The organism is Kibdelosporangium philippinense (assembly GCF_021390435.2).
GTDB classification, from domain to species: Bacteria; Actinomycetota; Actinomycetes; order Mycobacteriales; family Pseudonocardiaceae; genus Kibdelosporangium; species Kibdelosporangium philippinense.
Genome location: NZ_JAJVCN010000001.1, coordinates 680,458 through 701,881 on the forward strand (window position 1 = coordinate 680,458; position 21,424 = coordinate 701,881).

At 64.9% G+C, this 21,424-nt stretch carries 20 protein-coding genes; 6 read left to right on the top strand and 14 right to left on the bottom strand.

The features are described from left to right. Positions 1-49 precede the first annotated feature (49 nt). Positions 50-2,803, bottom strand: a complete 2,754-nt coding sequence (locus LWC34_RS03275) for a tetratricopeptide repeat protein (protein WP_233722913.1) — start codon at positions 2,801-2,803, stop codon at positions 50-52. Then, positions 2,800-4,557 (bottom strand): HSP90 family protein, encoded by a 1,758-nt coding sequence (locus tag LWC34_RS03280; protein WP_233722914.1) that lies wholly within the window; start codon positions 4,555-4,557, stop codon positions 2,800-2,802. The genes LWC34_RS03275 and LWC34_RS03280 overlap by 4 nt, the downstream gene beginning before the upstream one ends. 421 nt (positions 4,558-4,978) lie before the next feature. Between LWC34_RS03280 and pheS the strand changes: the two genes are divergently transcribed. The 5 genes from pheS to LWC34_RS03305 all read left to right on the top strand — a co-directional run bounded on the left by pheS (position 4,979) and on the right by LWC34_RS03305 (position 9,769). After that, a complete protein-coding gene (gene pheS, locus LWC34_RS03285) occupies positions 4,979-6,049 on the top strand; it encodes a phenylalanine--tRNA ligase subunit alpha (RefSeq protein WP_233722915.1) in 1,071 nt (356 codons plus the stop codon). Then, positions 6,046-8,538 carry a phenylalanine--tRNA ligase subunit beta gene (gene pheT, locus LWC34_RS03290; protein ID WP_233722916.1) on the top strand — a complete coding sequence of 831 codons (2,493 nt, stop codon included), beginning with the start codon at positions 6,046-6,048 and terminating at the stop codon, positions 8,536-8,538. The genes pheS and pheT overlap by 4 nt, the downstream gene beginning before the upstream one ends. Before the next feature lie 121 nt (positions 8,539-8,659). Next, complete coding sequence (locus LWC34_RS03295) at positions 8,660-8,845, top strand: hypothetical protein (RefSeq protein WP_233722917.1); 186 nt, start codon at positions 8,660-8,662, stop codon at positions 8,843-8,845. 93 nt (positions 8,846-8,938) lie between these two features. Further along, positions 8,939-9,082, top strand: a complete 144-nt coding sequence (locus LWC34_RS03300) for a hypothetical protein (RefSeq protein ID WP_233722918.1) — start codon at positions 8,939-8,941, stop codon at positions 9,080-9,082. Between the two features lie 9 nt (positions 9,083-9,091). After that, positions 9,092-9,769: a DNA alkylation repair protein gene (locus LWC34_RS03305; RefSeq protein ID WP_233722919.1), complete on the top strand. Its 678-nt coding sequence runs from the start codon at positions 9,092-9,094 to the stop codon at positions 9,767-9,769. Here LWC34_RS03305 and LWC34_RS03310 read toward each other — a convergent pair. From LWC34_RS03310 to LWC34_RS03335, 6 genes are read right to left on the bottom strand one after another with little or no spacing between them, the layout of a single operon-like run. Beyond that, positions 9,756-10,283 (bottom strand): hypothetical protein, encoded by a 528-nt coding sequence (locus LWC34_RS03310; RefSeq protein WP_233722920.1) that lies wholly within the window; start codon positions 10,281-10,283, stop codon positions 9,756-9,758. The two genes, LWC34_RS03305 and LWC34_RS03310, sit on opposite strands and share 14 nt — an antisense overlap. Position 10,284: 1 nt before the next feature. Continuing rightward, the gene (locus tag LWC34_RS03315) at positions 10,285-11,595 is read right to left on the bottom strand and encodes a hypothetical protein (RefSeq protein WP_233722921.1); all 1,311 of its coding nucleotides are present in this window, start codon (positions 11,593-11,595) and stop codon (positions 10,285-10,287) included. Beyond that, the gene (locus LWC34_RS03320; RefSeq protein WP_233722922.1) at positions 11,592-12,413 is read right to left on the bottom strand and encodes an ABC transporter ATP-binding protein; all 822 of its coding nucleotides are present in this window, start codon (positions 12,411-12,413) and stop codon (positions 11,592-11,594) included. The genes LWC34_RS03315 and LWC34_RS03320 overlap by 4 nt, the downstream gene beginning before the upstream one ends. Beyond that, positions 12,388-13,149: a zf-HC2 domain-containing protein gene (locus tag LWC34_RS03325; protein WP_233722923.1), complete on the bottom strand. Its 762-nt coding sequence runs from the start codon at positions 13,147-13,149 to the stop codon at positions 12,388-12,390. The genes LWC34_RS03320 and LWC34_RS03325 overlap by 26 nt, the downstream gene beginning before the upstream one ends. Beyond that, entirely contained in the window at positions 13,146-13,676 is a 531-nt protein-coding gene (locus LWC34_RS03330) for an RNA polymerase sigma factor (RefSeq protein WP_233722924.1), read from the bottom strand. Before LWC34_RS03330 ends, LWC34_RS03325 begins: the two co-directional genes overlap by 4 nt. 6 nt (positions 13,677-13,682) lie before the next feature. Further along, entirely contained in the window at positions 13,683-14,252 is a 570-nt protein-coding gene (locus tag LWC34_RS03335; protein WP_233722925.1) for a TetR/AcrR family transcriptional regulator, read from the bottom strand. Positions 14,253-14,466: 214 nt separating this feature from the next. Between LWC34_RS03335 and LWC34_RS03340 the strand changes: the two genes are divergently transcribed. Continuing rightward, a complete protein-coding gene (locus tag LWC34_RS03340) occupies positions 14,467-15,669 on the top strand; it encodes an FAD-dependent monooxygenase (protein WP_233722926.1) in 1,203 nt (400 codons plus the stop codon). Positions 15,670-16,390: 721 nt separating this feature from the next. On the opposite strand, the gene LWC34_RS03345 is transcribed toward LWC34_RS03340, so the two are convergent. The 6 genes from LWC34_RS03345 to ispH are packed head-to-tail and all read right to left on the bottom strand — an operon-like array spanning position 16,391 to position 21,376. Further along, on the bottom strand, positions 16,391-16,882 hold the full coding sequence (locus LWC34_RS03345) for a YfbM family protein (protein WP_233722927.1): 492 nt from the start codon (positions 16,880-16,882) through the stop codon (positions 16,391-16,393). Positions 16,883-16,913: 31 nt separating this feature from the next. Next, positions 16,914-17,285: a VOC family protein gene (locus tag LWC34_RS03350; RefSeq protein WP_233722928.1), complete on the bottom strand. Its 372-nt coding sequence runs from the start codon at positions 17,283-17,285 to the stop codon at positions 16,914-16,916. A 3-nt stretch (positions 17,286-17,288) separates the two neighbouring features. Further along, complete coding sequence (locus tag LWC34_RS03355; RefSeq protein ID WP_233722929.1) at positions 17,289-17,597, bottom strand: hypothetical protein; 309 nt, start codon at positions 17,595-17,597, stop codon at positions 17,289-17,291. Positions 17,598-17,631: 34 nt separating this feature from the next. Then, positions 17,632-18,738, bottom strand: a complete 1,107-nt coding sequence (gene ispG / locus LWC34_RS03360; protein WP_233722930.1) for a flavodoxin-dependent (E)-4-hydroxy-3-methylbut-2-enyl-diphosphate synthase — start codon at positions 18,736-18,738, stop codon at positions 17,632-17,634. Then, the gene (locus LWC34_RS03365; protein WP_233722931.1) at positions 18,735-20,453 is read right to left on the bottom strand and encodes a 1-deoxy-D-xylulose-5-phosphate synthase; all 1,719 of its coding nucleotides are present in this window, start codon (positions 20,451-20,453) and stop codon (positions 18,735-18,737) included. The genes ispG and LWC34_RS03365 overlap by 4 nt, the downstream gene beginning before the upstream one ends. After that, the gene (ispH, locus tag LWC34_RS03370) at positions 20,450-21,376 is read right to left on the bottom strand and encodes a 4-hydroxy-3-methylbut-2-enyl diphosphate reductase (RefSeq protein ID WP_233722932.1); all 927 of its coding nucleotides are present in this window, start codon (positions 21,374-21,376) and stop codon (positions 20,450-20,452) included. Before ispH ends, LWC34_RS03365 begins: the two co-directional genes overlap by 4 nt. Between the last annotated feature and the right edge of the window lie 48 nt (positions 21,377-21,424).

Below are 21,424 nucleotides of genomic sequence, written 5' to 3' on the forward strand. Positions count from 1 at the left end.
CGTGAGTGGTTATTCGTGTTCTAACACGAATAACCACTCACGACAGGCATTAGCCCCGCAAACGCGCGGTAAGGGTTCGGGCAGTGGGGTCGCTGGAAACGGGCTTGGATTGGGCGTCCAGGGCGCGGGTCAGCACGTCCAGTACTCGGGCGATGATGCTTGGAGGCGTGTCCTCGGAGATCAGGGCGACCGAGTCGCGGGCGAGTTGCTCGGCCACCGCGGGCGCGTCCAGGCCCATGTGGTTACGGGCGGCCCGGACCATCAGGAAGATCTCCCAGTCGGGTTCGCCGAGGTCCCGGACGATCGAAGCGGCCCGAAGGTTGTCGGCCAACGACTCCGAGTGCCGGGATAGCTGGGTGTACGTGTATCCCCGAAGCTCCAGCATCTCCGCGGTCAGCCGGTCAGCGAGTTCGCCGCCGATGTGCGTCGAAGCCCGTTCCAAGGCCTCAAGTGCCACGTCAGGCGAGGAGTCGGCGATCGCGGCCGCTGTCTTGATCCACGCGCGGCAGGCCTCGACGGGAAGTTCTGCTTCTTCCCAGAGTTCCGCGGAACGCCGGTGACAGCGTTCGGCCTCCTCGAAGGAGTCCAGCGCGTGGTTGGTCGAGCCGAGACCCGCCCACACCATCGCCTGGGAAGCCGAGGGAGCGTCGGCCACCAAGTCGAGCATCGCCTGGAAATGCCTGCGACCCTCAGCGTGCTCACCCAACTCCGCGCAGACCGAGCCAAGGCGGAACCGGATGCGCAACGTGGCGTCCTCTTCGGCCTCGACAGGCAGCAGGCGCAACGCTTCCTCAAGCGCCTCCGCAGCTTCGACCAGCCGCCCATGTGCCAGATACCCTGAAGACAGCACGTAACACGCATGTGCTGTCTCCAAAGGAGTTCCCTCGGTCCGGCAAACCGCAACCGTGTCCACGAGGTCCCGCAAATGGGCACCCGCGCGATCGAGGTTGTCCACCATGGACGCTCGGTGCAGCAATACGTCCGGACGCCAAGGACCCGGGTAGTTACGCACGAACTCCACGAGCTCGGACGAAGTCTGCAAAGCCAGATCGACGTCCCCGCGGACCTCGGCGATCGCCATCCGGGCCCGCAAAGCGTGGAACCGGTCGCCTGGGCACAAGCCGGGTGTCGTCAGCACCTGGTCCATGATCTTGTCTGCGTCGTCCAGGTTTCCTTGGCGTGCCTCATGGTCGGCCTGTTCCAACAGGACGGACATGACCCGTTCCGAAGCGGTTTCCCGCGCCAGTTCCAAGGCTTCGTCCAGCAACTCCGAAGACCGAGTGTGCTCGTGCCGGTTGTCCAGAAGTTCACACAGGATCAGCCGGACCAGGATCCGGCCGACCGATGACGAATGCGCCTCAGCCTGAACAAGCGCTTGTTCAACGATAGCGATCCCGCCATCCAGATCCCCGGCCTCGGCCTGGAGCATGCCGAATCGAGCGTGGAACCGAGCGGCCTGATCAAGGTCGCCAACCGCGGCCAACCGATCGATCCCCAACGGCAGCAGCGAAAGCACGTCCGGCCCGGGGAACACGACAAGCCGCCTGGCCGCCAACTGGGCAGCGAGTTTGCTTGGCAGCAAAGGATCCAAGTCCGCGGGCAACGACTTCAGCAGCCGATGCCCAGTAAGAAAATCGTTCTCCTCATACGCCAGGTGCGCCTGGTAAGCCAGCTCGACCGGATCCGCAGTCACCAGCGGCGGCGAAGCCGCAGGATTCGGGACAGCCAAAGGAACATGCACGGCATCGGCGGCTTCCAAAATGGACCGAATCCGCGAAGACTGCCGAGAGCTCCCATTCCGCGCGTCGAACTCCAAAGCCAGTTCCTGAGCCCGGGAAGTCAGGTACGAGCGCAACTGTCCAGCTGTCGTCCGGGAAACCTCGCCACCCGGCATAGGCACCGCGAGCTCAACCCGATCGGAATCCAAGCGGCTCAGCAGCAAAGCCGCACTGGCCGCGAAGTTCATCGTCCCGATAGGACTGGTCGCGTGATGGACCTGGTCGAGGTGTCGACGCAACAACTCCATGCCACGCGGCACGTTCCCGGTCACGGCGCAGAACTCCAAGTGCAGCCCCACGTAACCCTGGCTCGCCTGCTCACGAGACTGCCGATACGCCACCAGATGCGCGTCCCGAGCCCGTTCAACCTCGCCAAGAGCTGTCAACGCGGGCAGCAAAGCCGTCAGAACACCCTGTGGCTGCGTGCTGCACGTGAACCGCCCAGCCAATGCGGGTTCCGCATGGCGTAGCGCTTCCTCATACCGTCCACGCATGACCAGGTGCTCGACCTGTTCCTCTACAACACAACCCGCGCAGTCGGACATGTCATCCCGCTCGGTCCCGATGAACCGCGCGAAGTGTTCGTCGGCCAACTCGAAATCGCCGACATGCGCCGCGGTCAAAGCACGCTGGCCCCACACCGGTTGCAGCGAGAAGCCGAAACGCTTGTAGCGCGTCTCCAACGAGTCAGTGACCGAATCGATCTGCGCGAGAGTGAACCGGGGATCGCGCCGCAACCCCACCGGGATCCACTTGTGCGCCCAGTTCAGGCTGCGCATGTCGCTGTCGCTGAATACCGACGGGTCGCGTTTCTCGGCGTTGTGGCACCACGCGATCGGCGCGAGGATCAGGTCGTACCGGTTGAGGTAATAGCAGGACTCGATCAACGCGAGGCGGCAGGCCGCGGGCAGGTGCTTGTCGCCGCTCGTGTCCGCGGCGCGCGCGGCCCGCTCGAGCGCCTCGTGCTTGGCCATCCCGGTTGGCATGTCCAAGGCTTCGGTGAACAGCCGCAACGGATCGGTCATCGGCGCACCGCCCTGTCGAGCAGGTCGAGGAAGGAGCGGTTGAGCGCGGCGGTGTCCTTCGGTCGCATCGGCCGCCTTGACTGCAGCAGCGCGTGCACATACAAGGATTCCACGGTCAGCTCGGCGAGCTTCTTGTCGGTCAGCTCGGAAAGCCTTTGCACCAGAGGATTACGTGTGTTCAGCACGAGTTGCTGGCTCGCGGTCGACGCCGGTTCGGCGAGCTGCCCGAGCAACTCCGCCCACAGCGGGTCGGCCTCCGCGCTGATCTCCGCGGTGTCACGCTGCCGTTCCCGGTCGGCATCCGTGATCAACAAGGCGGGCAACGAAACCGGGTCGAACTCCCGCGGCACGGCCTCGCAGTCGTGCCTGTCCAGCACGCCCTGCGCGAGCTGCAGGCTGGTCCGCAACTCGGCCTCGATCGCCGGATCCGGCCGGTCCATGGTCGCGAGCAGCTCGCTGGGCACGACCCGGCGCGTCGTGGCAGGACCGTCGACCTCGCTGAGACGCCGCATCAACTCCGAGTCGTACGCGTACCCGGCGTTCAACAAGCCAAGACCCTGCGCCTGGGCAACCGGAGCGAGCTGACGGAACTCGTCCACATCTGAGGTGAACAAAATGGTGTTGTAGCGACGGCGGAACTGACGCAACGTCACGTTCCCGTCAGTGGTCTCGAACGGCAGCCAGTGCTCGACGAGCCGGAGCAGCTCGTCGTCGACCAGGGCCACCGACTTCATCCCCAGCTGGTGTTTGGCCAGCAACGCGGCGGCCCGGTCCGGCTCGGTCGCGCCGAGCCGCACGAGCCAGTCCTTCAACACAGTGCCGAGTTCGTCGCGGATCGCGAGCAACGTCTCATCCTGGTAGAGCGACTCACGGCTCGCGGTCGGCCGCAGCGCCGAGGAATTCACCGCACAGCGCACGAAATACGCCCAGTCGGGGAGCAGTCCTTCGACTGAATCGCCGACAAGCATGCGCTTCAAGTAGATCCGGTGTGCCTGCCGGGAACCGGGATAGGCCGCGTCCGGCATCACGAACGCGGCGCCGGTCAAACCGGCCGCGGGGATGTCCAGCGGCAAGATCTCGAACGGACGGAAGCCGAACGTGCGCTCGCAGTACTCGGTCATCCGCTCGGTGTAGTCGGCGCCAAGCGTCCACGGCAGCGACGGTTGCGTCAGAAGCTGGTCGCCGATCAGCACATCGACCGGCAACAGTTCGCCGAATTCCCGTGCCAGCGCCAAGACCATGTCGTGCTGCAGCCAGTGCTCGGCGTCCTTGCGCGGCACCAGAGTCACGGTCGTGCCGACCTCGTCGCGGGCTGTGTCGTCGGCCACTACTTCATAGGTGCCGGATGAGTCCGCGGTCCACCGCGCCGCTGGGCCACCCTTGGCCGAGCGGCTGACCAGCCGGATCTCGTCGGCGACCAGAAAACACGAGAGCAGCCCGACACCGAACTGGCCGAGGAAGTTCTGCCGTGCGAAGCCAAGCTCGTCACGCTTGGAGGTACGACCGAGCGTGGACAACAAGGTGTGCACCTCGTCCTCGGTCAGTCCTACGCCGCTGTCGGAAATCCGCAGTGTGCCGTCACCGGTTTGCTCGGCCGGTTCGATCGCGATCCACGCCGGACCGCCGTCCCGCGCGGTGATCGCGTCCATCGCGTTCTGCAGCAGTTCCCGGATGTAGACCCGAGGGCTGGAATAGAGATGCTGGCTGAGCAGCTCGATGATGCCTCGGAGATCGACGCCGAACGATCTGGACATGAGTGGTAATTGACCTCGGAATGCCGTGGGATCCACGCGATTGTCGCGCGCGTCACTCTATCGGGCGAGTGTTCGGCCCGTTACCCAAGGCGGTGTTTGACTGTCCTCGCTTCGCTCGGACGGGCTTGGTCGCCAGAACCAGACTGTTTACATTCCGACCCCCGCGGGGGCCGCCCACCCCCAACCGTGGGTCCACCCCGTCCCACGCAACCGACACCGCTGGCTGCTGGCTTGCCGCCGTGGCTGGGGCGGCGTCGGGCGCGTTGCGTGGCGTAAACGACCGGCGCGACCAAGCCGATGATTGGCCCCATGTGTGACCTATTGAGTTGCGCGAAGTGATGGTCGCCTACGATCGTTGGGCTACCGATGTTGCCTATTTGGCATACCCACGCTTGTGGACCCGAGGAGATGTCCAGCACCGATGTCCGGAGCCAACGACCCCTACGACCCTAAAGAGGTCGCGGCGCTAGCGCCAGAGACGCTTCAGCAGGCGGTCGACAAGGCTAAGGCCGAGTTTTCCGCCGCTGACAGCCTCGACGCCCTCGCCGGAGTCAAGCCAGCTCACCTCGGTGACAAGTCGCCCTTGCTGGTGGCCCGCCGGGAGGTTGGCGCCCTGCCGCCCAAGGCTCGTTCCGAGGCAGGCAAGCGCGTCAACGAGGCTCAGAACGCGATCAAGGCCGCGTTCGAGGAGCGCCGCGCGCAGCTGGAGATCGAGCGCGACGAGCGCGTCCTGCGCGACGAGACCGTCGACGTCACGCTGCCGTGGGACCGAGTACCGCGTGGCGCGCGTCACCCCGTCAGCACGCTGTCCGAGCTGATCGCGGACGTGTTCGTCGGCATGGGCTACGAGGTCGCGGAAGGGCCCGAGGTCGAGGCCGAGTGGTTCAACTTCGACGCGCTGAACTTCCTACCGGACCACCCGGCCCGCACGATGTCGGACACCTTCTACATAGCGCCCGCCGACTCGGGTCTTGTGCTGCGCACGCACACCTCGCCGGTGCAGATCCGCTCCTTGCTGGACCGTGAGCTGCCGGTTTACGTGGTCTGCCCTGGCCGCACGTACCGGACCGACGAGATCGACGCCACCCACCTTCCGGTCTTCAACCAGATCGAGGGCCTCGCGGTGGACAAGGGCATCACGATGGCGCACCTGAAGGGCACGCTCGACCACTTCGCCCGTGCCATGTTCGGTCCGGAGTCCAAGACCCGCTTCCGGCCGAACTTCTTCCCGTTCACCGAGCCGTCCGCCGAGGTGGACGTGTGGTTCCCGGAGAAGAAGGGTGGCGCTGGCTGGGTCGAGTGGGGCGGCTGCGGGATGGTCGACCCCAACGTGCTGCGCGCCTGTGGCGTGGACACGGACGTCTACTCCGGTTTCGCGTTCGGAATGGGCATCGATCGGACATTGCAGTTCCGAAACGGCATTCCGGACATGCGCGACATGGTTGAAGGGGACGTCCGGTTCACCACGGCGTTCGGAACGGAGGCGGAGTGAAGATCCCACTCAGCTGGCTCAAGGCGTACGTCGACCTGCCAGAAGGGCTGACTTCCGAGCGGATCTCCGAAGCCCTTGTCGACCTCGGTTTCGAGGTCGACGAGATGCACTCGCTGGACACCGTGACCGGTCCGCTCGTGGTCGGCCGGGTCGTGGAGATCGAAGAACTCAAGGAGTTCAAGAAGCCGATCCGCTACTGCCAGGTCGACGTCGGCGACGGCGAGGATGACGACGACGTCCAGACCCGGGGGATCATCTGCGGCGCCCCGAACTTCGTCGAGGGTGACCTGGTCGTTGTCGCACTGCCTGGCGCGGTGCTGCCCGGCGGGTTCGCGATCTCCGCGCGCAAGACGTACGGCAAGACGTCCAACGGCATGATCTGTTCGGTCCGTGAGCTGGGCATCGGCGACGACCACTCGGGCATCCTGGTGCTGCCGAGCGGCGAGGCCAGCCCGGGTGACGACGCGTCGCCGCTGCTCGGGCTCGATGACACCGTTATCGACCTTGAGATCACGCCGGACCGCGGTTACGCGATGTCCGTGCGCGGTCTGGCGCGTGAGCTGGCGATCGCGTTCGAGACCACGCTGGTCGACCCGGCCGCGATCGCGGTGCCTGGTGCCGAAGGCGAGGCACGCAGCCTGCACATCGAGGACCAGCAGGGCTGCTCGCGGTTCGTGTTCCGCCGGGTGACCGGCCTCGACCCGACCTCGCCGACGCCGTGGTTCATCCGCAGGCGGCTGATGCTGGCCGGGATCCGCAGCATCTCGCTCGCGGTCGACGTGACGAACTACGTGATGCTCGAGACCGGGCAGCCGATGCACGCGTTCGACACCTCGTCGGTCAAGGGCAACCTGGTCGTCCGGCGCGCGCAGGCGGGCGAGAAACTGACCACTTTGGACGATGTGGAGCGCGCGCTCGACCCGGACGACATCGTGATCGCCGACGAGACCGGCCCGATCTCGCTCGCCGGTGTGATGGGTGGCGCGTCGACCGAGGTCCGCTCGGACTCCACGGACATCCTGCTGGAAGCGGCCGTCTGGGATCCGGCGTCGATCGCGCGCGCGGTCCGCAGGCACAAGCTGCCAAGCGAGGCCTCCAAGCGCTTCGAGCGTTCGGTCGACCCGGCGTTGGCCCCGGCCGCGGCGGAGCTGGCCGCGAAGTTGTTGCGTGAGCACGGCGAAGCGCGCATCCAGCCCGGCCGTACCGACGTCGGACGGCCTGAGCTGCCCGGCCCGGTGCTGATGGAGATCGACCTGCCGGACCGCGTCGCGGGCATCAACTACCCGCGTGGCGTGACGGCGCGGCGGTTGAGCCAGATCGGCTGCAACGTCGAGGTGACGGCCACGGAAGCCGGTCGTGCCGCGGTGATCGCGACGCCGCCGACGTGGCGCCCCGACCTGACCCGCCCGGCGGACTTGGTCGAGGAAGTCCTGCGGTTGCAGGGGTATCACACGATTCCGTCCGTGCTGCCCGCCGCGCCCGCAGGCCGTGGCCTGACGCCTTCGCAGCGTCGCCGTCGTGCCGTGTCCCGCACGCTGGCCGATGTCGGCTACGTCGAGGTCATGCCGATGACGTTCGTGTCGCCGTCCACGTGGGACGCCTTCGGGCTGCCCGAGGACGACGTGCGTCGGCAGACCGTCAAGGTGATCAACCCGCTTGAGGCCGACCGCAACGAGATGACATCGACGTTGCTGCCAGGTCTGCTGGAAGCGTTGGGCCGCAACGTTTCCCGTGGCATGCGGGACGTGTCGCTCTATCACGTCGGCCAGGTCGTGCTGCCCAAGGCGCAGCAGGTCCCAATGCCGTCGGTCGCAACGGACCACCGGCCGACCGACGCGGAGATCGCCACCCTGAAGGCCGCCCTTCCGGCGCAGCCGCTGCACGTCGCGGTCGTCCTGGCAGGCAACCGTCAACGCCCAGGCTGGTGGGGCAAGGGCGAACCGGCCACGTGGGCGGACGCGATCCAAGCCGGGCATGACGTTGCGGCCGCCGCTGGCGTGGAGTTGACGGTCCAGGCAGGCTCGCTGATGCCGTGGCACCCTGGCCGGTGCGCGGAGCTTCGCGTCGGCGACTTCCCGGTCGGGCACGCGGGCGAACTGCACCCGAAGGTCATCGAGGCCTTGGGACTGCCGAAGCGAACCTGCGCGATGGAGCTGGACCTGGATCTGCTGCCGATCCAGAAACACCGTCCGGCACCGAAGATTTCGCCATACCCGCCGGTGCTGCTCGACGCGGCGCTCGTGCTCGACGCTTCAGTCCCGGTGGCCGAGGTCACCGAGGCACTGCAGTCGGGCGGCGGCGACCTGTTGGAAGAACTGCACCTGTTCGACGTCTACACCGGTGAGCAGCTCGGCGAAGGAAAGCGTTCGCTGGCTTACTCTCTGCGCTTCCGTGCGCCGGACAAGACGTTGACCGTCGAGGAAGCCACTGCCGCGAAGGAAGCGGCGGTGGCCGTAGTGGCCGAGCGGTTCGGCGCGACTTTGCGCTGAGCCGCCGTGTAGTGATCAGGCGAGGTCAACGGGGCCTCGCCTGATCGCTTGTCCCAGTCCAGGTTTCAGTCCAGGTGGGCCGGGCTGTGGCCATCCATCGGCCCACCTTCGATCACAGCGCTTGACGATGCTGCCCGTCGCTGAATTCGGCTCTGTCTCAGGAAGATTGCTGGACCGGGGCGGTGTGCCGCATCCCGGAGTCCGGCTGGATCTGACTGATCCGAAAGGGACTTCCGGGTCGGGCTCGGTCTTCACCGACAACAGCGGCGCTTCCGGTTTTCCCAACGGCGACCGGGTGATTACCTGATCCGGTTCTTCTGGCGGGACCAGACCACTCAGTGGTACGCGGGCCAGCTCAAGCGGTCGCTTGCCAAGATCGTGACTGTCCGCGCGAGCGAGGATGCCGGACGGGGTCGCGACTTTCCGTACGCTCCGGGCCTGGGGCTGGGAGTTTTTCGTCAACCAACCAGAGGGCGGCTACATCGGCCACGACCTCTTCCCAGGCCCGATGACCAGCGTGGCGACGACGTTGACCCCGAAGTAGTCTGCGGGCATGAGCACTTTGGTCGACGCGGTCCGGACAGAGCTCAAGCGCGCGGCTGATCCGGCGAAGGCGCCGGAGATGCAGCGGTACATGAAGTCCGAAATGCCGTTTCGTGGCGTGGCCAAGCCGGAACGGGCCGCGTTGGCCAAGAAACTCTTCGCTTCGTACGTCATGTCCGATGTGGACGAACTGCGGGCCACCGCTCTTGAGCTGTGGCGCGACGCGGAGTACCGCGAAGAGCGCTATGTCGCCATCGACCTGACCGGCGACCGCCGGTACAAGCAGTGGCAGACCAAGGATTTGCTGCCGATGTACGACGAGATGATCGTGACCGGCGCGTGGTGGGATTTCGTCGACGAGGTCGCGATCCGGCGTGTCGGGCCGATCTTGCTCATGCAGTGGGACGAGGTCGTGCCGATCATCCGGGCGTGGGCGACCGACGAGGATCTCTGGCGGCGCCGGACATCGGTCATCTGTCAGGTCGGCGCGAAGACCGAAGTGGACACCGAGCTGCTCGCCGAGACCATCGAGGCGAACATCAACGACAAGGATTTCTTCCTGCGCAAGGGAATTGGCTGGGCGCTGCGTCAGCATTCCAAAGTGGACACGGCCTGGGTGCGCACGTTCGTCAGCACGCACCCAGACCTTTCACCGTTGTCCAGGAAAGAGGCAGCTAAGTACCTCTAGGCCCGGTGAGCGCGTACGCCGCCAAGCCGACCGTGCCGAGCACTGAAGCCATCACAACCGCAGGGGTGGAGTCCGCGCTCTGGGCGAGCCACATCAAGGCCTCGTTGTCCGGTTGGCCGACTATGCACACAGCGACCCAGAGGGCGGGTAACGTCCATGCCAGCTGATTACCCAGCACCGCCGTGGCCAAACCTGTCAATCCGGCGAGTCCCGCTGTGTCGCGCAACACCACGGACATGTCCCACAGATCGACCGCTGTGACCAGCCCAAACACCGCCAAACCGACCATGACGAGGTGCGTTGCACGCCACAGCGGCCACGGAATGGCCCCGGTGCGGTCGAGCTGAACGTCCGCCCCGGCAAGTCCGGCGGACGTCACGGCCACACCCATTGCCACGGTGAGCAGCAGGATTTCCACAGCACGGCTGTCCAACGCCCATACACCGACCGTGACCAGCACGAGCGTTGCCAACGCGGCGGGCACACCACGACTCCGCAAATACAGAACGAGCACGTCAGCACTCCTGCGCGGAGGCGCGCAGTTCGGCGACACGAGCCGGTTGTTGGTCGGCGGGCAATGCGTGCAGGTCGTCCCAGACTCGTTTCGCGATGGCTTCGCCGTTGGGATACGACATGTTCGTGAGCACCGTGGGCGCCAGTTCGCCGTCGAACCACGACGCCACGACCACTCGTTTGGCCTGGGACATGGCCGCTCGTTCCAAGTCACCGCATCGCATGGGTTGGCTGCCCGCGAGAACGGCTCGCTTGCTGTTTCGGTGGAACGCCGGGTCGTCGAAATGGAAGTAGACGACACCGGGTCGCTGCGGCAAGGAAGACATGTGGATCAGGCGGACCGGGGCTTCTTCGACCGTGGTCGGTGCGTCCGGCAGCTTTGTCAGTTGCGTCAACGCTTCCCGGAACGGGCCTTCGATCTCAGCCCGTCGATGTTCGTGCATCTTGGTGATGCACAAGCGATCTTCACACTGCAAGGCGGCCGCTGAGGAGTTCAGTGTGAACGTATCCACACTGGACGACGGTAGAAGTGGATAGACGATCGCCAACGCGGCAACCGCGGGCAGAAGTGCGAGCAGCCGCGCTTTGGTGCTGATCAATGCCAGCAAGCCGAATCCAGTCGTGGCCAATGCCAGGAACCACAGGCCCTGCAGCAGGTTCACCCGGGTCGACAGTTGCGTGAAAATGTCAGGTTGATCGCCGAACGCTGGCACAAGCAGCGTGTACTGATGCGACACCATGCCCTGCAGGACGCTGCCTTCTGTCTCCGGGCCGCCGACGATGCCGAACGCCATCGCGAGGATGCCGAGGACACCGAGGATTGGCGCGGTCAGCAGGGACGGCAGGAGCCTGCCGATGCCCATTCCGACGAGCACCGCGGCGTTGAGCGACAGGATGCCGACCAGCGTGACCGGAACCCAACTGATGTCCATATAGGACGAGTTCACGAAGACCTGAACCGCGCCGAGCACAAAGAAAGCCAGATAGGCACCGGTCACTCCGACACACATGGCCAGCGTGGGCGGAGCGGCCCGCGTCAACGCCTGTTTGGGCATTGTGGACAACAGTTCGTCCATTGTGGCCCGCCTGTTGCGCCTGCCTTGCCACGCACCGGCAGCCAACGCGAACGGCCACGTCAGGTGGAGAGTGAAGCGCTGCCACATGGCAAGCGCGGTCCACTCCGCGGTCCACGCGTCGGTACCCCAACTCCACGGGCCTTGCAGTAGGTAGAAGTAGGCGAGGCTGATCAACAGGATCAGCAGACCTGTCCACAGCGCCGCCGAGCGACGAAGTTCGATGCGAAGAGCCCTCATCGCGCACGCCCCAGCAAAGCCGAGTAACCGCGCTCGGTCGGGCTGTCGCCGACATCGGAGTCGCCACCGGCCGCGGCCAAAGTCTCCGGAGTCCCTTGGAAAACCAGCTTTCCGTCGGCCATCAACACGACATCGGTGCACGCGGCGGCGACGTCTTCGACCAGATGTGTCGACACGACGACACACGTGTCCCCGCTCAACGACCGCAGGAGTTCGCGGAACTGGATGCGCTGCGCGGGATCCAGGCCAGCGGTCGGCTCGTCCAGCAACAGAATCCGCGGGTCGTTGACAATGGCCTGCGCGATGCCCGCACGCCGGATCATGCCGCCGGACAACGTCTTCATCTTGTCATCGGCACGGGAAGCCAGATCGGTTCGGTCGATCGCACGCTGTACAGCGCCAGGAATCTCATTCTTCGGCATCTCCTTGAGCCACGCCATGTATTCGACGAACTCACGCACGGTGAACCGCGGATAGAAGCCGAACTGCTGTGGCAGATAACCGATTTCCCGCCTGATCGGCCGAAGATCGCGCCCACTCGGCGTGGTTCCCATCAGTTCGAGCGACCCACCAGCCGGACTGAGAACAGTTGCCAGCGCACGGATCAGCGTCGTCTTACCAGCGCCATTCGGCCCAAGAATGCCGTGCACGCCAATGCCCATGGACAGATCCATCCCATTGACCGCCATTCGGCGCCCAGCCCGCACCCGCAGGCCGGAGGTGTGGATCTCCCATGCGTACGTCGTCGGCGCGGTCTCCGCCGTCTTCACAACGCGACTCAATATTCTCCCCTCAACGCAGCAATCGTGCGTACGCATCGCTGCGCAGCGACAAAACGGCAACGCACCCGGCAATGGACAACGCCCAGAAGGGCAAACTGGCAGGCTGCAGCACCACCGGCAATTGATCCTCAACCACACTCGGGCCAGCGACAACCAAGACCCACAGCGCGCCAAGAACGATCGCGGCCCGCGTAACCCCGATCATCAGCCCGAAAGCCAGCGCGCCGGTCGTGAAAGCCAAGCACGGCAACAACCACAGCGCAGGTGAGGCGTTAACTGGCAATCCAGCAAGGAAAAGCGCGGGAATCACAAGGAGAAGAACTGAAGACGTCCGTCGCAGGATCAGCTCTATGCCCGCGCGAGGCGTTCCCGCGACGAGTTCGTGCATCGAATCGACGCTCTTGTTCCACGATGCCGCCACCCCGACGAGAGGAGCGATCGGCGCGAACAGGAGCACAAGTGAGGTACTGAGCGGCGCTACGAGGTCGAGCAACATCGCCACCGCCGCCACCAGGATCGTCATCCCAATCCACGGCAAACCCGCGGGCGCGACGCGAAAACTGCGCCGACGCTTCGCGGGCACCTCGGCGGGCGTGAGTCCGGCCCATATCGTGTCGAGCAATGGCGTGACGTGCTTAGCGTGTGAGGCCAGGACCTGACGGCAGGGCGCGCACGTTTCCATGTGCGCTTCCAAAGCCCACGCCTGGTCCGCAGGGATGTCCGTATCCCCATTGGCGTACCTGCGGACCAGGTCCTCCGACACGTGACTCATGACAGCGCCTCCCTAAGCAGGGTCCGCGCTCGACGCGCTCGGGTCTTCACGGTTCCTTCTGGCACTCCGAGCAGCACCGACGTCTCACGGACGGTCAGCCCGTCGAGCACCATCGCCTGTAGGACGTCACGCAGCTCGGGCGCCAGCCTGTCCAGCGCGGCTCCCAGCTCAGTTCCGACCGTCCCCGCCAGCGCCTCTTCTTCGGCGGCTGGCGACTCGTGCCGGACTTCGTGCCGAATCTCGGCTTGCTTCTTCTGCTTGCGGAATGCGTCTACAAGCCTGTGTGCCGCGATGGTCCACAACCACCCGACCGCGCTGCCGTCGACCGCCGCGCCCGCGAAACCACCCGCCGCCCGCCACACCGCGAGGTACGTCTCCTGCATGACCTCGGCGACGACCTGGTCGTCTGGGCACCGGCGGCGCAACCGTACTGCCAACCACGGTGACGTCCGGCGGTAAAGCTCTTCGAAGGCCGCCCGGTCGCCTTTGGCGATCCGGCGGACCAACGCCGCCTCGTCATCCGTCATGCCCAGCTAGACGCTGGTGGATCTGGTTCGGTTTTGGTTTTCGGGATTTTCTTCGAAGCCAAGCGTGGCCCATGCCGCGTCCACCGCGACTTTCCGCAGCTCATCCTGGGGCACGTTGGCGAATTCGACCGTGCAGTCCTGTAGGCCGCCCAACGCGATCGTCGCCCTCACGGAGTCGGCGAGGGTCGGCTCCGGGCCAAGCAGCATCGCCGCGACCCGTCCGCGCCAAGCGAGCACGAGCTCGATCACGCCGAGCTCGCTGAGCGTGCTCAGCTCCTGGACGAACAGGATGATGTCTTTGCGGTGGACGTAATGGAAGTCGAAGTAGCCGTCGAGCAGGGCACGCTTGTCCACTGGTGTCTTGGCTTCGTACTGCAGCAGGAACTGCTCGCCCCCGTCCAGCACCGGCTGGATGATGCTGCGGACCAGGTCTTCGCGGGACGAGAAGTGGTAGTACAGGGCCGGTTTGCTGATGCCCAGCCGGTCGGCGATTTCTCGCAGGCTGGTCTTCTGCACGCCTTGGGCCGCGAAGAGGTCGCGAGCGGCGTCCAGAATGCGTTGTTTCGTATCGGCCACGGAAGAAGAGTAAGTGACCTACCGGCAGGTCAGCCGCCCGGATACCGCTCGTGAGTGGTTAGCCGTGTTCTAACCCTGTTAACCACTCACGAGGGCTGACCTGCGGGTCAGTGTGCGTCGGGCTTGCGTGACACATCCGCCGCGCTGGCCAACTGACTTACCGATAGGTCAGATTTATGCTAACCTGACTTACCGGTAAGTCAGGAGGGGTGATATGAAGGTGCTGATCTCCGGGGCGAGCATTTCCGGTCCGGTTCTCGCATATTGGCTGGCCAGATACGATTTCGAGGTCACGGTCGTCGAGCGTTCACCTGTCCTGCGCAAGACGGGCGGGCACGCGATCGACCTCTTCCGCCCGGCGATGGACATCACCGAGAAAATGGGCGTCCTGCCGGAAGTCGAGAAGCGCATCACCGGCATCGACCGGCTGAGGCTGTATCGGCGCGGGGTGGTCAGGCCGACCAAGGTCAATCTCGGCAAGATCTACCAGGCCGCGTCTGACCGGCACGTCGAGATCATGCGGGACGACCTCAGCGAGATCTACTACGAAGCGACAGCCAACGAAGTCGACTACATCTTCGGTGACTCGATCACCGGGATCGGCGAAGACGGCAAGGTCACGTTCGAGAACTCCGCGCCACGCAAGTTCGACATAGTCGTCGGAGCGGACGGCCTGCATTCGAACGTACGCAAGCTGACGTTCGGCGAAGTCCCCAACGACTTCCTCGGTGCGTACCTTGCCGTCGCGACGATGCCGAAGGACTTCGGGCCTGAGGGCGAATTCCTGAACTACGTCGACGTCGGCCGGATGGCCGGTATCTACAGCGCGACCCACCTCGAGGACGCGCGTGCGGTCTTCCTGTTCCGCAGCCAGCCGCTCGACTATCACTACCGGGACGTGCCGCGGCAGAAAGAACTGCTCAAGCAAGCGTTCCAGCGGCTGCACCCGGAGGTGAGCCGTTGGCTCGAGGAGCTCGACCGGTCGCCAGCGTTCTACTTCGACTCGATCACGCAGTTGAAGCTGGAAACCTGGTCACGAGGGCGCGTCACCCTCGTCGGGGACGCGGGTTACTGCCCAGGTCCAGCGGTCGGTGGCAGCACGAGCCTGGCGGTGGTCGGTGCCTACGTGCTGGCGGGGGAGTTGGCCACGGCGAAAGGTGACTACGAGCGTGCGTTCACGGCCTATGAGCGGGAGATGGCTGGGTACGTGCAGGGCAGTAGGCAGGTTGCGTTGCTGGGGACCAAGACGCTGATCCCGACCAGTCCCTTTGGGGTGTGGGCGCTGGCCAATGGGGCGCGGGCGATCTCCGCGTTGCCTGTGTCGGTAAGTCGCCTATTGTCCAAGCTCAACAAAATTGGCACACGCTTGCACGATGAGTTCGTGGTCAAGAACTACGACGATCTGCGTACCGGATGAGCCGCTCCCTGCAATTGGAGATCAACGGACGTACCGTGGTCTCCAGCGGACCATCGTGGCAGCTCACCGAGGGTCGACGGTGCACGGCGCCGTGCTCGCGGGTGAGACCTACGACGCCCGGCGTGCTCTTGCGGGGTGGGCACTGCCGGGACTGCTCGCAACATCCTGCGGGGTCGGCCAGATGTCGGCCGCTACGGCTGGACGAGCGCGACACAACCGATGCTGTACCACTTCGGACTGGCGGCGTTGTTCGACAATTGGCTGGAGGCTATGCGTGTCAGCCAAGGCGCACCTCGACACTGCTGTGGGCGTGTCCATGGCGCCGGACCAGCGTCGAAGTCGAGGTGCCGGTGAACTCGACAGCCGAGGTGATCCTGCCGTCCGGCGTCAAGCACGTGTTTGGGTCGGGCAAGCACCTCGTCCGGATGGCTGAGGCCCGCTGACCCGGATCTAGCCAGAAGCATGAGCCGCAGTGGCCGTGATCTGCCTACGGTTGAGGCCATGCGAAAGCTCATGATCACGACCATGGCAGCAGCGGTAACAGGTCTGGGAACGCCTGGCTGGGCGCACTGTCTTCACCACGCCCAGCCAGGCGCCTAGATCAGAATCGGCTCGAACGACCGGCGAGTTCGAGACGCTGTTGCGTTCCGCCGGGTTGCGACCAACTCGGACGGCCCCAATTGGTGGCTCGTACCAAGTCATCGAAGCCACGCAGTGAACTTCACGCGATCCAGACCACGATCGCTTCGTCGGCATTGGCGGCGGCCTGGAAGAACGGCAGCAGGTCCGCGTAGTTGTCCGCCACGTACTCAAGGCAGTCGTCGGAAGCCCAATCCCAGCCAGGGTAGATCTCAGCCGCGGTCAGCGCTGCCGGGTCGACGCCTTCGACCAGCGCGGCGAACGGTAACTCCGACAGGGCGTGCGCGGCTTCTTTGACGTGCTGTGCGGTCAGGTATTTGGGCGGTCCGTAGACCCACTCCAGCTGGGTGAATTCGACTTCGCCGTACACGATGTCGACAGGGAAGTTCCTTCTTTCCAGGAGGAATGCGATGGCGTGCCAAGCTTTGTCGGTATCCCACACCCGCGCTTCGGACGCCGAGTCGTACTCGGCCTCCATGGCCTCTCCGGCATGCTCGATGCCCCATTCCGGGTCATCGATCACCTTCGCCAGCTCGGCCGCCGACACACGCAGATACGAACCAATCATGCCCATGCCGTGACCGTAGCGGGACCCACCGACAGTTTTAGGCGCGCTCCGCCAAGCTGCGCTCGACGCAGAACTCGTTGCCCTCCGGATCCGCGAGAACGACCCAGCCCGTGCCGTCAGTGCGCCGGAAGTCTTCGAGAACCGAGGCGCCAAGGCCGACAAGGCGAGCCACTTCCTCGTCCCGCGTGGTATCCGGCTGCAGGCAGATGTGCATTCGATTGCGCACCGACTTGCCCTCCGGCACCTGCTGGAAGAACATGTTCATTCCGCCGCCCAAGGCGATCGCCACTTCGTCGTCGCCTGGCTGGTCGCCCGCGTCGATCGGCTTGTCGTACACGGCCGACCAGAACTGGGCAAGGCCGTACGCGTCCAGCGCGTTCAGCGACACGTTATGGATTGTGGATGGCATCGGTTACCAGCCGGGCAGATCGTCGACGGGTTTCGCGTTCGCCTCAAGCCTGGCGATCGTGCCTTCCAGAGCGACAGACAGGTCCACGCCGGTCTGATCGGCCAGGTTGATCACGGTGAACGCCAGGTCGGCAAGCCGCTGCTCCCAGCCTTCCGTCGGGCGGAACGGGCGGCGGCCGTTCGCGGTGGCGGCAAGGACTTCGTCGGACAACCGACCGATTTCCGACAGCAGGGTCAGTGTCAGGCTTGGCGCGTTCGCGTGCAGGCCGAGTTTGTCAGCGACCTGGGCGACCTTCTGCTGGACTTCTCGCACCCGTCAGACACTAGTGGTCAATACCGCCAACGATCTACCGGTCGTAACCACCGGTGGTCCAGTCGCGATTCATCGCCTCCTCGAGCAGGGTTTCCACGATCTTGCTTTCCGGCACCGTGCGAACCACTTGTCCCCGAACGAAAATCTGGCCCTTCCCGTTTCCTGACGACACGCCGAGGTCGGCTTCCCGTGCCTCACCTGGCCCGTTCACTACGCACCCCATCACCGCGACCCGAAGTGGCACGGGGAAACCGTCGAATGCGGCGGTGACCTCTTCAGCCAGCTTGTAGACGTCGACTTGCGCACGTCCGCACGATGGGCACGACACGATCTCCAGCCTGCGTGGTCGCAGCCCCAATGACTCAAGGATCTGGGCGCCTACCTTGACTTCCTCGACCGGTGGCGCGGACAGCGAGACCCTGATGGTGTCGCCTATTCCTTCGGCGAGCAGGACACCGAAGGCCACCGACGACTTAATCGTGCCCTGGAACCGTGGCCCGGCTTCGGTCACGCCGAGATGCAGCGGATAGTCGCAGCGCGCGGCCAATTTTCGGTACGCCTCGATCATCACCAACGGATCGTGGTGCTTCACCGAGATCTTGATGTCGGTGAACCCGTGTTCCTCGAACAACGAACATTCCCACAGCGCCGACTCGACCAGTGCGTCCGGCGTGGCCTTGCCGTATTTCTCGAGAAGGCGTTTGTCCAACGAGCCCGCGTTGACGCCGATCCGGATCGGCACTCCGGCCGACGAGGCAGCCTGGGAAATCTCGCGGACCTTGTCGTCGAACTGCCTGATGTTGCCGGGATTGACCCGTACAGCGGCACATCCGGCGTCGATCGCGGCGAAGACGTACTTCGGCTGGAAATGAATGTCCGCGATCACCGGGATGGGCGACTTCTTGGCAATCGCTGGCAGTGCCTCGGCATCGTCCTGCGACGGCACGGCCACCCGGATGATCTGGCAACCTGCCGCGGTCAGCTCCGCGATCTGCTGCAACGTGCTGTCCACATCGGACGTCACGGTCGTCGTCATCGATTGCACGCTCACCGGCGCGTTCCCGCCCACCGGAACGTCGCCGACGAGCACTTGACGGGACTTCCGGCGCACCCGAGGCGGGCCGAGTTGAACCAGGGTCAAGACAGTGCCTCCAGGCGTTTGAGCACGGTGGTGGTGATTCCGGCCGCGTCGAGGCCGTGTGCGCGCAGGATCTCCGAGCGGGACGCGTGCGGCAGAAACCGTGGCGGCAGCGCGAATGTCGCCGCGCACGTGTCCGAGCCGTTGGCCGACAACGCTTGCGCGATCCGTCCGCCGAGGGCGCCAGGGGTCGTGGTGTCCTCGACGGCGACCACAAGCCGGTGCGCGCCTGCGAGTTTCAGCAGGCCAGGGTCGATCGGCGCGATCCAGCGTGGGTCCACCACGGTCGCCGGGACGCCCTGGGCGCAGAGTTCATCCGCCGCCGCAAGGCAAGCCGGGGCCAATGGGCCCACCGCGACCAGCAAGACCTGGGCGCCAGGGCTATCCAGCAGCACGTCACAATGCCCGCTTCGGCGCACGGCCGGGATGTCGTCGGTGGCAGTCGCCTTGGGATAGCGCACAACCGTAGGCCCGTCGTTGACATCGACGGCTTCTCTGAGCAGTTCCCGCAACCTGGCCGGGTCTCGCGGGCAGGCAAGCCGAAGACCAGGCACGACAGGCAAAATCGACGAATCCCACACGCCGTGGTGGCTCGGCCCGTCCGGTCCGGTGATCCCGGCACGGTCGAGCACGAACGTGACCGGCTGCCGGTGTAGTGCCACGTCCATCAGCAACTGGTCGACCGCACGGTTCAGGAACGTCGAATAGATCGCCACCACCGGGTGCATTCCAGCCATGGCAAGGCCTGCCGCGGAGGTCACGGCGTGCTGCTCGGCTATCCCGACATCGAACATCCGGTCGGGAAAGCGCGCCGCGAAGCCAGCCAAGCCAGCTGGTTCGGCCATAGCAGCCGTGATACAGACGACGTCTGGACGAGCGGCTCCGATCGCGGTGATCTCGTCGGCGAACACCGAAGTCCACGTTGGCTTCTTAGCCGCACCAATGGGTCCGATCGCGTGCAGCCGGTCGGCATCGTCCTGTTCGGCTGGTAGATAGCCTTTTCCCTTACGCGTCAGGCAATGCACGACCACCGGCTTGTTCATCCGAACCGCCCGGCGCAAAGCGTGCTCAAGATCGGCGATGTCGTGCCCGTCCACCGGGCCGATGTACGCCAGCCCAAGGTCCTCGAAGACGTTGCGATTGCCCTCGTAGCGCAGCACGGCCAAATGGCTGGCGATTCCGCCGACGGTCGGTGCGTAAGAACGGCCATTGTCGTTCAACACAATGACCACGGGACGCTGAGGCGCGGAACCGATGTTGTTCAACGCCTCCCACGCCATCCCGCCGGTCAACGCGCCGTCGCCGATCACCGCGACCGCTCGGCGCGTCGACTCCTGCAACGCGAAAGCCTTGGCAAACCCGTCCGCATAGGACAGTGCGGTGGACGCGTGCGAGTTCTCGATCACGTCATGCTCGGACTCGGACCTGGACGGATAACCGGACAGCCCACCGGCTTGACGCAACGAGTCGAAATCGGACTCACGTCCGGTCAGGATCTTGTGCACGTAGGCCTGGTGTCCAGTGTCGAACAGCAGAACATCGTGCGGTGAATGGAAAACCCGATGCAGCGCGATCGTCAGCTCGACCGCACCGAGGTTCGGTCCGAGATGCCCGCCTGTCCTGGACACCTTGTGGATCAGGAAATCGCGGATCTCATCGGCCACAATGGCCAGTTCCGTGGTCGACTTCGATGCCAGATCGGCAGGGTCCGAGATCATGATGACCGCCTCGCGGCCGGAGGCAGGGTGAACTGGATGGTTTCCCTGACGACTTCGCGATTCTCCACGCTGACCGGGTCCAACGCGGCGACCACTTCGTCCACTAGACCTGGTGGTGCCGAAGCTCCCGCGGTGATCCCGACGACCCGCACACCCGAAAGCCATGTGGCCTTGATCTCGCTGACATCGTCGATCAGATACGCGGGCGTGCCATGGCGTTGCGCCAGTTCGACCAGCCGCACCGAATTGGACGAGTTGGTCGAGCCGACCACAAGGACCACGTCTGCCTCCTCGGCGATCGCGTTCAACGCGTTCTGCCGATTGGTTGTGGCGTAACAGATGTCGTCCGAAGCTGGACCGCGCAGATCCGGATACCGTGCCCGCAGAGCCGCGACCACCTCAGCGGCTTCGTCGACCGCCAATGTGGTCTGCATCAGGTATGAAATCCGGGACGGATCGGGAATGTCCAGCTTCTGGACGTCCTCCGGGGTTTCCACCAGCACAGTCCGGTCTGGTGCCTCGCCGAGCGTGCCTTCCACCTCCTCATGCCCGGCGTGTCCGACCAGCACCACCGTGTCGCCTCGGGTGGCGAAGCGACGGGCTTCGGTATGGACCTTCTGTACCAATGGGCAGGTCGCGTCGATCACGGTCAACCGGCGCCGTTCGGCTTCTTCACGCACGGCAGGTGAGACCCCGTGCGCCGAAAAGATCACAGTCGCGCCATCCGGGACGGCGTCGAGCTCGTCGACGAACACCGCACCACGGTCAGCCAAGTCAGCAACCACATGCTTGTTGTGCACGATCTGTTTACGGACGTAGACGGGAGGTTTTCGGTGCCGCAGCACCTCTTCGACGATCTCGATGGCGCGTTCCACCCCGGCACAGAACGACCGAGGCGACGCGAGCAACACCTTGACCTGCATGGCTTCCCTCTCCTCCTCGTGAGTGGTTAGCAGGGTTAGAACACGGCT

Excerpts from the sequence above, each read along its gene's own strand:
- LWC34_RS03300 (WP_233722918.1), top strand. The coding sequence starts at position 8,939 with ATGCCGGACGGGGTCGCGACTTTCCGTACGCTCCGGGCCTGGGGCTGG.
- LWC34_RS03325 (WP_233722923.1), bottom strand. The coding sequence starts at position 13,149 with ATGAGTCACGTGTCGGAGGACCTGGTCCGCAGGTACGCCAATGGGGAT.
- LWC34_RS03345 (WP_233722927.1), bottom strand. The coding sequence starts at position 16,882 with ATGGGCATGATTGGTTCGTATCTGCGTGTGTCGGCGGCCGAGCTGGCG.
- LWC34_RS03280 (WP_233722914.1), bottom strand. The coding sequence starts at position 4,557 with ATGTCCAGATCGTTCGGCGTCGATCTCCGAGGCATCATCGAGCTGCTC.
- LWC34_RS03340 (WP_233722926.1), top strand. The coding sequence starts at position 14,467 with ATGAAGGTGCTGATCTCCGGGGCGAGCATTTCCGGTCCGGTTCTCGCA.
- ispH (WP_233722932.1), bottom strand. The coding sequence starts at position 21,376 with ATGCAGGTCAAGGTGTTGCTCGCGTCGCCTCGGTCGTTCTGTGCCGGG.
- LWC34_RS03350 (WP_233722928.1), bottom strand. The coding sequence starts at position 17,285 with ATGCCATCCACAATCCATAACGTGTCGCTGAACGCGCTGGACGCGTAC.
- LWC34_RS03305 (WP_233722919.1), top strand. The coding sequence starts at position 9,092 with ATGAGCACTTTGGTCGACGCGGTCCGGACAGAGCTCAAGCGCGCGGCT.
- LWC34_RS03275 (WP_233722913.1), bottom strand. The coding sequence starts at position 2,803 with ATGACCGATCCGTTGCGGCTGTTCACCGAAGCCTTGGACATGCCAACC.
- pheS (WP_233722915.1), top strand. The coding sequence starts at position 4,979 with ATGTCCGGAGCCAACGACCCCTACGACCCTAAAGAGGTCGCGGCGCTA.
- LWC34_RS03330 (WP_233722924.1), bottom strand. The coding sequence starts at position 13,676 with ATGACGGATGACGAGGCGGCGTTGGTCCGCCGGATCGCCAAAGGCGAC.
- LWC34_RS03320 (WP_233722922.1), bottom strand. The coding sequence starts at position 12,413 with ATGCGTACGCACGATTGCTGCGTTGAGGGGAGAATATTGAGTCGCGTT.
- LWC34_RS03315 (WP_233722921.1), bottom strand. The coding sequence starts at position 11,595 with ATGAGGGCTCTTCGCATCGAACTTCGTCGCTCGGCGGCGCTGTGGACA.
- LWC34_RS03365 (WP_233722931.1), bottom strand. The coding sequence starts at position 20,453 with ATGATCTCGGACCCTGCCGATCTGGCATCGAAGTCGACCACGGAACTG.